The following is a 14,169-nucleotide window of genomic DNA, read 5'->3' as shown; positions in this document are numbered from 1 at the left end:
CCGTATTCCTCCTTACGCGTTTCGATTGAAGTGTGTCTGGTTCAGTGCGGACTGTCCGTATGTGAAGTCGTCCGCTTCTGGAATCAAGAGTTGGAGATGCCAATCCAAATAATACAGGGATTGCTCCAGCAACTCCGCGTTTAGTGTGTTGAGCTGTCGCAATTGACCGATCGTCTGCAACAACGTTCGGAGTGAGTCGACATCTTCCGGATGCGTCGCGATCCATTCCGTCATCGTCACGCTTCCCATCAGTGCGAGCCGCTCTTGTTCTAGTCCTTCGATCCGTTTGATATGTACGGGTTCTTCTTTAACGATTTCAGACAAACGACGCATGTCATTTGCAATCAAGACTTGCTTCTTTTCTTCTGCGAGCGCAAGTAAATGAGCATGCGCCTCGTTGAGCTGATTGATGAGTTGCATTCGGTTTCTCCTTCCGAATTGAAAAGGTTCCATTTCATATAAAAAACGACCCGCGCATCCGTGCCCCGAGTCGCCTCCATTGTCTACGATGTCCAATTTACAGGTTCAAGAAACGTTCCGCGATTTTTTTCGCATCCGGTTTATAGGTTCCATCCTGGATCGCCTGTTTGAGGGATTCAATCTTTTCAGTCCGTGACGACTGTGTCTCGTTGAAACGCGCACGCGCTTCTGTAGAGATACTGACTTCGTCCGGACGATTCGTACGTTGGTTTTTTGTTCCTTCTACTGATTGAGTTCTTTCGTACGTTTTGGGCATGTTCACCCATTTCGTAGAATCAATTCGCATGTGAACACCTGCTTTCTAGACTACAAGATTCTTAGTTCAAGTCCGATACGTCCTTGGTTTCGAAGAGTCAGAAGAGTCAAGCATCGCCTGGGCGAGGTCACGTCGTAAACGATCACGACATGCGGCACAAATCGTGCCTTCACGGGAGGGCTTCCCGCAACTCTCACACATGATTTCCATCTGGGAAATCTCGGAGATCAATAAGCGCCCTTCCTTGATGTAACGGAAGACGGTATCTCGACTAACACCCGTTCCGATCTCGACATCTTTAGGTGAAGTCCGGATTTTTCGTCGTTCTCGCAGAAATTCGCGTACCTTCTCAAAATCCGTATGATCCTTTCGTATGCAATCAATACACAGTTCTGAAGATTGACGCACGACTAACTTCCCGCAAGATTTACAATTGATGACATCCATTTCCTTCACCTCACATAGAGTATCGGCAGGAATGTTGCTTTCTTAAACACTTCGAAATAAAGTTACAGCAGAAATTTCTTTCGCTCCCGCTTCCTTGAGTCGAAACATCGCTTGGCGAAGCGTCGCACCTGTCGTATAGACATCATCGACAAGTACGATGTTCTTCCCTTTGACGTCACTCGTTACGCAAAACGGATTGCCACGCGCAAGTCGCGCTTGTCGCCCTGCCTTACTTTGTTCTGGACCATCGAGACGACTTAAACACGGAATAATCTTTCCGCGCATCCGACGTGCAATCAGCTCCGCTTGATTGAAACGGCGGTCCGAGAGACGCTCGATGCTTAGCGGTATCGGCACAAGAACTGCTTGTTTGATTTTTACCTTCTTCAAGTCATCCGTAAACATCTCAAGCAACGCAGTATCACCGAGAAACTTGAAGCGATGCATGAAATCCTTCGCTGCATCATTGTATAAATAAAGAGGTGCTGTTTGAAGCGTCAGTCCTCGTCTTCGCCATTCTGCGCAGTCTGCACAGCACACTGGACCCGGCTTTCCACAATCGACGCATTCCCCTCTTTTTACAAACTTTATTTTACAGGTCGGACAGGTCGCTTGCCTAGTCCAGAGATTTCCGAGTTCCCAACTAGGTAAATAGACCTCTTGACAGAATAGACATCGATTCATGGTCGTACAGCGTTCGCTTTCTTGATGTGATGGATCGCTTCGTACATCGCATCACTCCGGTCATTGGCGCAAAATAAAATGTCACCATCCGGGTATGCCGCCGATCGTCCGACTCGTCCGCTGATTTGAATCAGGGCTGCCGTACTGAAACCTTGATCCGCATCCAGAATCGCGACTTGAACGTTTTCGATCGTCACACCCCGCTCAAGAATCGTTGTCGTCAGTAAGATTCCTGTCGACTGTCGAAAACGCTGGACCTTCTCGACTCGTTCCGAGTCTGCAGCATGGACGGTCTCGACGTCAAAGCCCGCTGTCGCGAATCGGTTTTGCCATCGCTCGAGCTCCGCGATCCGTGAGACGAAGACGAGCCGGGGTACAGTGCTATGACGCGCCAACCAATCGAACACGATCTGTTCGCTATACGGTACGACGAGCTTTGGGACCGGTAACGGATAGCCATGATAGCGTCGCATCAGCCGAACCGTGGGAAACCGTCGATGCCAAAACGAAGGCGTTGCACTTAATAAAATCAGCGCGGCATCTTTCGTCATTGCGCGCTTGACGTATCGATGTAACGTCCGGTCGAGCCGGTACGGAAACGCATCGACCTCATCCAAAAAGACGACGTCGAAACAATTCCGGTAATGAATCAATTGATGTGTCGTACTGACGGTGATGTCACCCAGTTCAAGACGGTCCGATGAACCACCATACAAGGAGACGATGGAAGCGTCAGCGAATGCCCGCTTCAAATGTCCCGTCAATTCCCGGACGACGTCTGCCCGTGGTGCTGCGACAAGCACACGGCGTCCGCTAGCGAGAGCGTCTGCGATTCCCGGGAAAAGCATCGGTGTCTTCCCGGCACCACACACGGCATGGACGAGAAGCCGTTTGTTAGTTAGAACCGTTCGTTGAATCGATTTAGCAACGCGTAGTTGCGCCGGCGTCAACGTCAATGGTCCATGTTGTGCTGGTGTCACCGGATCAAGTGCCCGCTGATCCGTCACGAGTCGTCCACAGCTTCTCAGTTTGCCGTAAGCGAGACATTTCCGACAATAATAACAGGCTTTACCGCATGTACAATCCCCTCGCACTGGAAGCGCACTACACCGCTGGCAACGCCATGTCACGGCTGGTCTGAATCGGTATGTCACTTGTGGTGCGTCTATCCATTCAACAGGTACGAGTCGTCCTCGAAGATCCATCGTCATCTCTCCTTTTCTGTTTCGTCTCTTTCTCGCGGACGTCCGTCATCTCCTTGTGAGCGTTCCACTACTCAACTTGAGCTTTTGACTCGCAGAATTCGAGGTAACGTCATACGTTACGGTTTCAACAGGCGTTTCCATATAGTCATCCATGATTTTTGAGGATTTTGACAAAACAAAAGCAGCAGGTATCCTCATGAAGAGAATTCCTACTGCTTCCGCTCCTATCTTATTCTGCTGCGTGATACCATGTGACACCGATTGCCCCCGGTCCGAGGTGTGTACCGATGACGGGTCCAAAGACACTCATCTCGATGCGTGCCTGCGGGAAAAGTGCCTTCAGTTCAGCAATCTCTGCTTCTGCTTTCGCAGAATCCTCGGCATGGATGACACCGATGACATAACCGGTACCGTCACCGCGAATATCTTCCTTCATCATTTCCTCAATCCGATTGACTGCCCGCTTAAACGTTCGAATCTTTTCAAACGGAACGATTTTTCCATCAACGAAATGAAGGACCGGCTTGATTTTCAGGAACGAGCCGACAAATGCTTGCGCGACACTCAAACGTCCTCCACGCTGGAGGTGTTCGAGATCGTCGACGACGAAATAAGCTCGAATCTGTTCCTTTAATGTCTCAAGACGCTGGACGATCGTCTCTGCCGTCGCTCCTGCATCTCGCAAACGAACGGCTTCTTGGACGAGAAACGCTTGCGGCATACAGGAAATACGTGAATCGACTGGATGGACGTTGACATGATCCACCATCATGTTGATCGTATGTAACGCTTGGTACGTTCCGCTGATCCCACTTGATAGTGTAATACCAATGATATCCGTTCCTTCTGGCAACTGCTCGAACGACGACACGAGATCACCGATGTTTGGTTGTGAGGTCGTCGGGAGACTGCCCGTCTGGATGCGTTCATAAAATTCCGCTACCGAGATATCAAACCCTTCCCGGTAGGCGTCACCGTCGAAGATGACACTAAGTGGTGCGACGTGCACTTGATGTTCTTCACAATAGGTAGTTGGCAGATAGGCTGTGCTATCCGTTAAGATCACAATCTGGCTCATCCGTGAATTTCCTCGCTTTTATAGTTCCGTCGTGACGCTGCCAAATGTGACACGCCACAATCGCTTTTAAGTGTAGCATTTTTTATTGGATAAAAAAAGAAAGACGGAAGCGGGAGCTCCTGTCTTTCGAGATATTAAACGACGACCCATCCACGACGGATTGATTCGACGACAGCACCGGTCCGGTCCGGCACATTCATCTTCCGGAGGATCGATGAAACGTGGTTCTTGACCGTCTTTTCACTGATGTATAACGTATCACTGATCGTACGGTTCGAGAAACCGTCCGCTAACAATTGCAAGACTTCACATTCGCGACGCGTCAAGACGTGAAGTGGTGCTTCCGCGACTCGTTTTTCAACAGGTTGTGACGCCATCGTTTGTTTCATCTTCATCAAACGACGATATTCCTGCAATAAGTTCGGTGTGACTTTCGGGTGGACGTATCCGCCTTCACGGTACACGGAACGAATCGCATTGACGAGTTCATCCGTCGCCATTTCCTTTAAGAGGTAACCGACTGCACCGGCACCCAGGGCGTGCATGACATACGTCTCATCATCATGGATCGATAAGATGATGACACGTACGTCCGGATAGACTTCCATCAGACGTTTTGTTGCTTCAACACCGTTGACTTGCGGCATGTTGATATCCATTAAGACGATATCCGGTTGATGGGTTTCGACGAGCGAGATGACTTCTGCTCCGCTTTCCCCTTCCGCTACGACGACGAACTCTTCTTCGAAATCAAGAATTCGTTTAACGCCTTCGCGGAATAACTGATGATCGTCGACGATGACTACTTTCACTTGCTCGTTGTTCACAGTGTTTCCCCTCTCGCTTCGGATTCCTCGATTGGAATCTTGACCTTGATGACCGTACCTTTTCCGGGCTGCGTCTCGATATCGAATTCACCATCGATCAATTCGATCCGTTCACGCATACCAACGAGTCCGAATGACTCGTCGCATGATGCGACGATGGAATCGAAATCAAATCCAACGCCATTATCCTTCACGTGGATTCGTACGGAATGTTGATATTGTTCTATGATAATACGAATGTCACTCGCTTTGGAATGCTTTACTGCATTTTGGACGGCTTCTTGGACGATTCGGAAGACAGCAACTTCATACGTCGAATCGATCCGTTCACCGCCTCCTAGATAATTGAAGTGAACCGGAATATTCGAAATTTCTTGAATATGGCGAAGATAACGTTCGAGCGTTGGAACGAATCCGAGATCGTCAAGCGTCATCGGACGTAAATCGTATATGATACGGCGGATATCGGCAAGCCCATCCCGAATCAACGTCCGTAAACGGTGAATCTCTTCAAAAGCTGCCTCTGCCCCATTATGCTGGTGAATCTTTTCAATCAAATCGGCCCGGATCAAGACGTGGGCAAGCGTCTGCGCCGGACCATCGTGCATGTCGCGCGACAAGCGGCGGCGTTCATTTTCGGCGGACTGGAAGACTTTTAAACCCATCTCCTGTTTTTGCATCGCCTTTTCATATTTTTCATTCATCATCTGCATATCGTCCGTCAAGAAGTTGAGGACGACCGAGACACGTCCAATCAATTGATCTGCCCGTTCAATCGTCTCATCGAGCTGAATCAATCGGCGTTCGAGCTCATCGCGGCGCTTTCGGCAATTCATCTCATCTCGTTGATTGATGAACGATTCGAGTTGCAACGCGTTCGCTGTCTCATAGGCCGACCGGACATCCTGTTCCGAGTAGCTGTCGAAGTTCTTACTGACGACGACGAGTCGCGCCTTCGCATCCTTGATATGGCGTTCGAGTCGTTCTGCTTCTTTTATATAGTCGTGCACCCGAATCTTCAGGTCGCGCAGTTCTTGCTGGATTTCGGCATATTGTTCGCGAGAACTTTCCGTGATCCGGACGATTTCTTCCCGACTCTCTTCTACGACGCCGATGATGTTCTGTACGATATCATTCAAGGATAGCCGCTCCCTCATCTCATTCGTCATGGTACTCCCTCCATTCCTTGCCAGTCGTCTACGGTTGTCTCTCTCTTGGAACGTCGTTATGCTAGAAAGAACTAGTTAACGAGGAGGACATTTTTGATTATGACATTATCTAATTATTATACAGTAAAAGAAAACGGTTTCCACGAAATCATTATCCAAAAGTCACGATTTATCACTTATTTAGCTCGCGCAACGACGGAAGAACAAGCCCAGGCGTTCATTTCCAAGCTGAAAAAAAAACATCACGATGCGAACCATAACTGTTCCGCCTACGTCATTGGTGAGCGTAATGAGATTCAAAAAGCGAATGATGACGGTGAACCAAGCGGAACAGCTGGTGTTCCGATGCTCGAAGTCTTGAAGAAGCGTGACTTACGCGATACGGTCGTCGTCGTGACACGGTATTTCGGCGGCATCAAGCTCGGTGGTGGTGGATTGATTCGCGCATATGGTTCGAGTGTCTCTGAAGCATTGAACGCAGTCGGTGTCGTCGAACGAATCGAGCATACCGTTGTTTCTGTCAATGTCGACTACACATGGCTCGGAAAGCTTGAGAACGAATTACGAGCGAGTGTTCATCCGATTGATCAGATCCATTACCTCGATCAAGTCCAGATCGACGTCCTCGTCAAGACAGCCGATGTCCCCGATTTTCTCGACTGGATGACAAACATGACGAACGGTCAAGCCAATTTGTCAAGCGGCTCTACTCGTTACCTCGAACGTGACATTATTTCCTGACCTGCTATACTGATTGTAAAGAATTTTAAAGTTTTTTAAAAATTCAGTTAAAGTTAGGAGTTAATAAAGGTGGAAGAGCGAACCCGCAGTAATAAAAAAAAGATAAAGAAAAAACGTTCGTGGTTCAAGGTGTTCGTGATCAGTTTTCTGGTCGTGCTCGTCGGTGGAGGTGCGACCTTCGCTTACGTCGCGTATAAGACGTTTCAGACCGCAAACGATGCAAATGTCGATTTAGCGCGCGGTGACAAGTCCGAGAAACGAGAAGCAGCCATTGATTTGACGAAAGATCACTTTTCCGTTCTGCTCGTCGGGACGGATGAACGACCTGGCGACACCTCATCTCGTGCTGATACAATGATTGTCGCGACATTCAACAAGGACGATCAAACCGTTGATATGGTCAGCATTCCCCGTGATTCACTCGTCGAGATCCCTTCTGTCGGTTACGAGGATAAAATCAATCACTCTTATGCCTTCGGTGGCATCGATTCAACGATTGAAACGGTCGAGACCTTGCTCGATATTCCAATCGATTATTATGCATCGATCAACTTCAATGGTGTCGTCGCGATCGTCGACGCATTAGGCGGCATCGATGTCGATGTCAAGTTACCGATTGATACACTCGACTCATCCGATAAGCGCAATGGCGTTAAATTGGAACCGGGTCAACAGACGTTGAACGGCGAGGAAGCACTCGCCTATGCCCGAATGCGTTATCAAGATCCTGAAGGAGATATTGGTCGGACAAAACGTCAACAACAGATCGTCGAAGCCATCGTTGATCAGTCGACATCGTTCGGTTCAATCACCAAACTAAATACCCTGATGGACGCGACGGGAGACAATTTCCGGACGAACATGTCGTTGACGGAAGCGTTCCAACTGCAACCGTTCATCAAAAAAATCGGTTCCATCAACCGGATCGATCTTAAAGGAACGGACACGAAAATTAACGGGGTCTATTACTACCAGCTTGATCAAACTTCATTGGCTGACGCGAAGACGACATTGAAGGAACAACTCAATTTGCCAATTGATGAGACGACAGACAGCATCACGTCGGAGGCTGCAGATGATTCGTTCACTCCAAGCAACTGATCATGGGTCACTACTGGAAGTACAACGTCGCGCTTATCAGATAGAAGCCGCATTACTCAATGCGACTGATTTCCCGCCCTTACGCGAAACGATCGATGAGATCGACGTTGAAGCGCCAATCGGTTTCGTTTACGTCATTGATGACGACATTATTGGTGCTGTTACGATTAATGACGGGACGATCACTCGACTCGTCGTGGATCCGCCATACTTCCGTCAAGGAATCGCACAATCTTTGCTGCATCACGTGCTGGAGCGACATCAGACAAGACACGTCATGACCGGTGCACGTAATCTGCCAGCGCTTTCGCTCTACACTCGTTTCGGCTTCACGGAAGTCCGGCGCGAGTGGCGTAGCGGGATCGAACTTGTCTTTTTGATGCGCACCTGACTTTTAGGAACAACAAAGAAGCAGTAGACACCGGGTCTACTGCTTCTTTGTTGTTTAGAAGAAAAGAAATCCGAGAGCGGCTCCAATTAACACGATTCGTAACGGCGACTGTTTATAAAAACGAAGTAAACAGAACAAACCGAAGGCAATCAAGAAATCAAGACCACTCTTGATGCTTGACGTAAAGATTGGATCATAAAGAGCGGCAAGCAAGATACCGACGACGGCAGCATTGACGCCAATCAACATGCGTCCGACAGCTTGATTCTTCCGAATACGATCCCAATACGGTAAAACACCGATGACGAGTAGAAAACCTGGTAGGAAGATCGCGAGCGTCGCAAGAAGACCGCCGGATACACCAGAGACGATCGTACCGAGATACGTCGCGAACGTAAAGAGTGGACCCGGTACCGCCTGTGCAGCAGCGTAACCAGCAAGGAACGTATCCGTGTTCATCAGCCCAGGTACGAGTGTCTGCTCAAGGAATGGCAAGACGACATGTCCGCCACCAAAGACAAGGGCACCAGCACTGTACATGACACTCGTCAGTTGGACGGTTCCCGTCGCAGATTGCGCGAGAAACGGTGTGACGGCAAGTAAGACGAAGAATAAGACGAGTGCCGTGATGCTAAGTAGGCGTGGTACGCGAATCGACAAGGATCCACCCGTCTCCGTCTCTTCTTTGAACCAGAAGAACGCAAGAAGACCTGCGAGCAACAAGACACCGACTTGCGCCAATGGATGTGCGATCAAGAGTACGCCTGCTAGCGCTAGGAGCATCAACGTCATCCGTTTGACGCCTGTCGCAAGTTTCATTCCCATGCCAAGGACGGCGTCAGCAACGATTGCGACAGCGACGAGTTTCAAGCCATGAATGAATCCGGCTTCCGCGACATCGAATTGTGTCGCAAGAATCGCGAATAGAATCAAAGCGATACTCGACGGCAACGTAAAGCCGACGAAGGAAATGATCGCCCCTGCTACGCCTCCACGAACCAGACCGATTCCCATTCCGACCTGACTCGAAGCGGGACCCGGTAGGAATTGACAGAGTGCAACTAAGTCAGCATAGGCTTTCTCATCAATCCATTTTTTCCGTTTGACATATTCCTCATAAAAATATCCGAGATGGGCGACCGGACCGCCGAATGACGTCAATCCGAGCTTAAATGATACAAGAAAGATTTCAATTAAACGATGCATGTTTCACCTCCATCCTTCATTCTACACAAAAGATGTTAAGTTCCTGTGAACTTCAACGGTTTTTCTTTCCATAAGTCCCTTTTCGCCACAATTTCTCCATGGGACCTTGTGGATGAGACTGGAGATATCTGTTTGAAGCAACACCTTGTGCGATCAAAAGCAGGAAAACGAGTAACAGTCCTTGCCATAACGGTGTCGTTCCATGTTGTCCACTGAAGAAAACGAACACGGTAAAGACGACTGTATGCATCAAATAATTCGTCAATGCCATCCGTCCCAGTCCAGCAAACCATTGCATGCGCCCAGCACGAACGAGTAGCGCGACGGCACAAGCATAGGTGATTGCAAGCGTGCGTCCTGAGAGCCAGACGTAAAATAAATTGATTGATCCGTCTGGTACGTCAGCATGTGCCTGTATGATTCCAGCGAACGATGGAAGTGTCAGTAGTAAACTAATCCCGAGCGTCCACCACAGGAAACGATTCGTCGGGGGCGCTGCGCTGAAGCGTTCCATCAAATAAGCTCCGATCAAGAACAGGGATAGAATTTCTGGCCAAATGACACCGGAATTCATGAGGGCTTCCGGTAATTGAACTGTCGCGTGATGCGATAAAAATCCGAGAAGATCGCGCGATGCGACGAACGACTGAAGTGTCTTATCCAGCTCGACGACGGGAGCGTCGCCAAATTGACGAGCCCCAAAGAAAATAAGTAGATAGAGCAGAATGGCATAGATTTGAAATGCTATCGCAAACAAGAGTTTCGTGACCGGCTTTGTTTTGGCGAACAATAACAAAATGAAGCCCGTCAACGCATACGTATGTAAAATATCTCCCTGCCAGACGAGCAGGTGCAAAAGACCAATGATGAGCAGAATTCCGAGACGCCTTGCGAAGATCGTCATCGGTAGACCACGTTGTCGCAACCGATTGATGAACAGATAAAAACCGGCTCCAAAAAGAACACTAAACAGGGTATAGAATTTCGTCTGGATGAAGAGATCGAAAATGAGACGAATCGATTGATCCATCTCCCCCATCATCGCATTCGGTCGATCACCGAGAAAACTCGGCATGTTGACGAATAAAATCCCGCATAATGCAAAACCACGCAACACATCCAAATAGACGATGCGTTGATTCAATGATTGATTCATTCCAACACTCCCTTTCTGAAAAAAGACCGCTCACACGGATGAGCGGTCTTTTTTGATATACGTTATTTCGATGTAAAACGTTCCAACAAATTCAACAATGGCCGATAACGTTCGCCAAGCAAACCGAGCGACTCGACGAGAATGTCAAGAACGAGCAATAACATGACGAGTGAGACGAGGGCACCGATCGAATTCGTCTGCGAGAACAGAATCGCTGTCATCCCGAAGATGGCACAGAGTCCATAGATGACGAGCACGGCTTGGCGCATCGTAAAGCCGAGATCAAGCAATCGGTGATGCAGATGGGCCTTATCCGGCGCAAATGGTGGTTTTCCTTGCAATACCCGTCGAACGATCGCAAACAACGTGTCGGAAATCGGGATCCCAAGCAAAATGACCGGAACGGCAAGCGAGAACAACGTCACGTTCTTGAATCCAAGGAGTGATAACACACCGAGCATATAGCCGAGGAACAAGGCACCGGTATCACCCATGAAAATCTTCGCTGGGTAGAAGTTATGAAACAGAAAACCGAACGTACTCATCAATAAGAGAATCGCGACGATCGTCACGTAGACGTTTCCTTGAATGACGGCAAGACTGATCAACGTCAACAAGACGATACTCGAGACACCAGCTGCTAATCCGTCTAATCCATCAATCAAGTTGACGGCATTTGTGATCCCGATGACCCAAAGGAACGTCAGCGGAACACTCCACCATCCGAGATATAACTGCTGGTCGAACGGTAGATTGATGAACTCGATCCGGATCCCACCGTTTAGGACGATGACGGCAGCAACGATTTGCCCCATCAGCTTCAAACGGGCATTGAGTTGGAATCGATCATCCAGTGCACCGGTCAAAATAATAACGAATCCACCGACTAAAATGTGCGTCGCATACGGACTCGAAGGTTGTAAGATGAAATAACCGATCATGAAGGCGATATAGATCGCTAATCCGCCAAGTCGCGGCATGATTCGGACGTGTACTTTTCGCGCGTCCGGACTGTCAACGGCACCGACTGCAATCGCAAAGCGTTTCACGACGGGTGTGATCAGTAAGGCGGCGATAAAACAGACGATGGACGCAGTCCATAACATAGTAACATCACGCTCCTGCGCGAATTATATCATAAAAAAAAAGAGCCGACGAGCGGCTCTTACATGAAGATCGGTACTTCAGCAGCTGGATCATATGTATAGATACCGCGCCCGACTTTTTTGATGGCAGGGTTTGCCTGTTCGACTTTCGCCATCAATTGGTAGATGTTACTAATTTGGTGACGGTAACGCAATTCAAGCTCCATTTGGATGTCACGTGCTGTCATCGATTCACGCTCGCGCATCAAATCGCTGATTTGGTGCACGTAGACTTCTAGCGGGTACCGTTGGTTGACACGACGTTGTTTTAACGGACGCTCATGCGTGACGGCGACTTCTTGCGAATGTTCTCCCGTTCCACGGCTTAATTCCGAGATCAAATACTCGGCACGCCGCTGTAAGCGACGGTATTCCTCTTCAATTTCCATTAGTTCGCGGTAGATATGTTCACTGTTGCCCATTCCTTGCCCCTCTTTCCTTTTTTATACATTAATGTTTCAATCATGTTTCAATTGTATGTATTTTGAAATATTTTAAACTATAATTTGTCTTGATAATATATAATTTCTTTAATTATTTAATTATCCTGTAATATTTTCATATCCTTACCGATAAATTGGCTACACCTCATATTAACAGAAAGGAATGAAAACGGAACATATAATTTCGACATTTAACTATTTTAATAATACTTAAGTTCTACTAATTCAATATATATCTTTCTTATTTTACCGAAAAGGAGACTGGAAATTTAATGGGCAAATTACCTAAAACACTTCGGACCGCGCTAGTACTTTCGTTGGTATCCGGTTGCTTCGCCTCTACTTCTACTGTATCGGCTGCTTCTGGTACAACCTTTACGAAAACTTCGTATCAGACGACGGATGCTTTGAATCTACGTAGTTCGAACTCGACGTCTTCTAAAAAATTGCTGACGATCCCGAAGACGACGAAAGTCACGTCGAGCTATCGAAAAGGCTCTTGGTATAAGTTGTCATATAAAGGAAAGACGGGATATGTGACCGGATCTTATCTGAAAAAAATCGAGAGTGGCACTTCTTTTTCGAAGACGTCTTATAAGACGACGGATGCGCTATCCTTACGTAGTGCGGCAACGACATCTTCCACTCGATTACTGACGATTCCTAAGGGAGCCAGTGTACAATCAAGTTTCAAAAGCGGGAATTGGTACAAAGTGACCTATGCAAATAAGACCGGTTATGTTTCTGGTTCGTATTTAAAGAAAGTGACTACACCAGCCAAAACGACGGTCTATACGACGACGGATCGCTTGAATTTCCGTTCGTCTCCTTCGACATCCGGAAACGTCCTGACGACGATTCCAAGTGGAACTGCCGTCAATTCCCTCGCCGTTAAATCGAATTGGCACACGGTCCAGTACCAAGGGAAAACGGGGTATGTCATGGGAACGTACCTGAAAAAAGGGACTTCCGTTCCTGCCTCGACGACTGGAAACGTCGATTATAGTGGTTCAAAGATGTATGTGTTGATCCCGTCAGGCAATAGCGTCGCGCTTCGTGCGAGCGCGTCGACGCTCAGTGGTCAAATCGCTCGTCTTGGACGCGGTACTCCTGTCGTCGTCACGAATTCGCGTCATCAAACGAAAGGCTTCGTCGCCGTCCGTACGGCAAGTGGTCAAAGCGGTTATGTCGATGCGACGTATCTGACGTTGTTCCAACCAGCACCATCGAATCGTCCACTTCTCGTCCTTGATCCGGGTCACGGCGGACACGACGCAGGTGCAGTTCGTTACGGCGTTGCTGAACGCGACATCGTCCTTGCTGTCACGAAACAAGTTGCCGAGCGTCTTGCCGGAAAAGTCGATGTGACGATGTCACGCTATACGAACGACTACTACCCGTCACTTGGAGAGCGAAGTGCCCTTGCGAACAGTCATGCGACGACCGCTTTCGTCAGTGTCCATATCAATGCTTCAACGAGTACGCAAGCATACGGAGCAGAGACCTTCTACTATAAAGGCGCCTCTTCGATCAACCTCGCTCGTAACGTCCAACAACGCCTCGTCTCCTACGCGGGCATGCGCGACCGAAGCGTCCACTATGCGAACTACGCCGTCATTCGTGGTACGAAAGCACCGTCGATTCTAGCGGAACTCGGTTTCCTATCGAACAGCGCGGATCGGGCGAAACTGACGAACGCATCGTATCAGTCACGTTACGCGCAAGCAATCGCAGACGGCATTCTTGCCTCACTTTAAATCAACACCATATCAAAAAGGATCGCTCAGGGAAGCGATCCTTTTTGCATACACATAACTTTCAAGGAATGTCATTCACCATC

At 48.5% G+C, this 14,169-nt stretch carries 16 protein-coding genes; 4 read left to right on the top strand and 12 right to left on the bottom strand.

The features are described from left to right. Positions 1 to 12: 12 nt before the first annotated feature. The 8 genes from KNQ06_RS01655 to KNQ06_RS01620 form a co-directional block, all read right to left on the bottom strand. Entirely contained in the window at positions 13 to 420 is a 408-nt protein-coding gene (locus tag KNQ06_RS01655; protein WP_050678734.1) for a flagellar protein FlgN, read from the bottom strand. Positions 421 to 517: 97 nt separating this feature from the next. Further along, a complete protein-coding gene (flgM, locus tag KNQ06_RS01650; RefSeq protein WP_047393186.1) occupies positions 518 to 766 on the bottom strand; it encodes a flagellar biosynthesis anti-sigma factor FlgM in 249 nt (82 codons plus the stop codon). Positions 767 to 802: 36 nt separating this feature from the next. Next, the gene (locus tag KNQ06_RS01645; RefSeq protein ID WP_029342533.1) at positions 803 to 1,183 is read right to left on the bottom strand and encodes a hypothetical protein; all 381 of its coding nucleotides are present in this window, start codon (positions 1,181 to 1,183) and stop codon (positions 803 to 805) included. Positions 1,184 to 1,225: 42 nt separating this feature from the next. Continuing rightward, on the bottom strand, positions 1,226 to 1,630 hold the full coding sequence (locus KNQ06_RS16940; RefSeq protein WP_251133466.1) for a ComF family protein: 405 nt from the start codon (positions 1,628 to 1,630) through the stop codon (positions 1,226 to 1,228). A gap of 233 nt (positions 1,631 to 1,863) precedes the next feature. Further along, a complete protein-coding gene (locus KNQ06_RS01635; protein ID WP_215147197.1) occupies positions 1,864 to 3,072 on the bottom strand; it encodes a helicase-related protein in 1,209 nt (402 codons plus the stop codon). 229 nt (positions 3,073 to 3,301) lie between these two features. Then, on the bottom strand, positions 3,302 to 4,150 hold the full coding sequence (locus KNQ06_RS01630) for a DegV family protein (RefSeq protein WP_047393177.1): 849 nt from the start codon (positions 4,148 to 4,150) through the stop codon (positions 3,302 to 3,304). Positions 4,151 to 4,284: 134 nt separating this feature from the next. Then, a complete protein-coding gene (locus KNQ06_RS01625) occupies positions 4,285 to 4,977 on the bottom strand; it encodes a response regulator (protein ID WP_215147195.1) in 693 nt (230 codons plus the stop codon). Next, the gene (locus tag KNQ06_RS01620; RefSeq protein WP_029342538.1) at positions 4,974 to 6,146 is read right to left on the bottom strand and encodes a sensor histidine kinase; all 1,173 of its coding nucleotides are present in this window, start codon (positions 6,144 to 6,146) and stop codon (positions 4,974 to 4,976) included. The genes KNQ06_RS01625 and KNQ06_RS01620 overlap by 4 nt, the downstream gene beginning before the upstream one ends. A gap of 99 nt (positions 6,147 to 6,245) precedes the next feature. Between KNQ06_RS01620 and KNQ06_RS01615 the strand changes: the two genes are divergently transcribed. The 3 genes from KNQ06_RS01615 to KNQ06_RS01605 all read left to right on the top strand — a co-directional run bounded on the left by KNQ06_RS01615 (position 6,246) and on the right by KNQ06_RS01605 (position 8,379). Then, on the top strand, positions 6,246 to 6,887 hold the full coding sequence (locus KNQ06_RS01615; protein ID WP_064299385.1) for a YigZ family protein: 642 nt from the start codon (positions 6,246 to 6,248) through the stop codon (positions 6,885 to 6,887). 69 nt (positions 6,888 to 6,956) lie between these two features. After that, the gene (locus tag KNQ06_RS01610; RefSeq protein WP_214723948.1) at positions 6,957 to 7,988 is read left to right on the top strand and encodes an LCP family protein; all 1,032 of its coding nucleotides are present in this window, start codon (positions 6,957 to 6,959) and stop codon (positions 7,986 to 7,988) included. Next, the gene (locus tag KNQ06_RS01605) at positions 7,963 to 8,379 is read left to right on the top strand and encodes a GNAT family N-acetyltransferase (RefSeq protein WP_064299383.1); all 417 of its coding nucleotides are present in this window, start codon (positions 7,963 to 7,965) and stop codon (positions 8,377 to 8,379) included. Before KNQ06_RS01610 ends, KNQ06_RS01605 begins: the two co-directional genes overlap by 26 nt. Before the next feature lie 54 nt (positions 8,380 to 8,433). Here the strand turns inward: KNQ06_RS01605 and chrA are convergent, their stop codons facing one another. The 4 genes from chrA to KNQ06_RS01585 form a co-directional block, all read right to left on the bottom strand. Then, positions 8,434 to 9,585 (bottom strand): chromate efflux transporter, encoded by a 1,152-nt coding sequence (gene chrA, locus KNQ06_RS01600; RefSeq protein ID WP_215147193.1) that lies wholly within the window; start codon positions 9,583 to 9,585, stop codon positions 8,434 to 8,436. 52 nt (positions 9,586 to 9,637) lie between these two features. Next, positions 9,638 to 10,741, bottom strand: coding sequence for a DUF418 domain-containing protein (locus tag KNQ06_RS01595; RefSeq protein WP_214858261.1), 1,104 nt, complete (start codon positions 10,739 to 10,741; stop codon positions 9,638 to 9,640). Between the two features lie 62 nt (positions 10,742 to 10,803). Next, on the bottom strand, positions 10,804 to 11,847 hold the full coding sequence (locus tag KNQ06_RS01590) for a glycosyltransferase family 4 protein (protein WP_029342543.1): 1,044 nt from the start codon (positions 11,845 to 11,847) through the stop codon (positions 10,804 to 10,806). Between the two features lie 59 nt (positions 11,848 to 11,906). After that, on the bottom strand, positions 11,907 to 12,308 hold the full coding sequence (locus tag KNQ06_RS01585; RefSeq protein ID WP_029342544.1) for a Rok-like winged helix domain-containing protein: 402 nt from the start codon (positions 12,306 to 12,308) through the stop codon (positions 11,907 to 11,909). 293 nt (positions 12,309 to 12,601) lie between these two features. On the opposite strand from KNQ06_RS01585, the gene KNQ06_RS01580 reads away from it, so the two are divergent. Continuing rightward, positions 12,602 to 14,086 carry an N-acetylmuramoyl-L-alanine amidase family protein gene (locus KNQ06_RS01580; RefSeq protein WP_215147191.1) on the top strand — a complete coding sequence of 495 codons (1,485 nt, stop codon included), beginning with the start codon at positions 12,602 to 12,604 and terminating at the stop codon, positions 14,084 to 14,086. Positions 14,087 to 14,169: the final 83 nt, after the last annotated feature.

Source organism: Exiguobacterium sp. s91 (assembly GCF_018618915.1).
Lineage (GTDB): Bacteria > Bacillota > Bacilli > Exiguobacteriales > Exiguobacteriaceae > Exiguobacterium_A > Exiguobacterium_A abrahamii.
The sequence above is the reverse complement of the archived record's forward strand: the minus strand, read 5'-3'. Positions and strand labels throughout refer to the sequence as shown.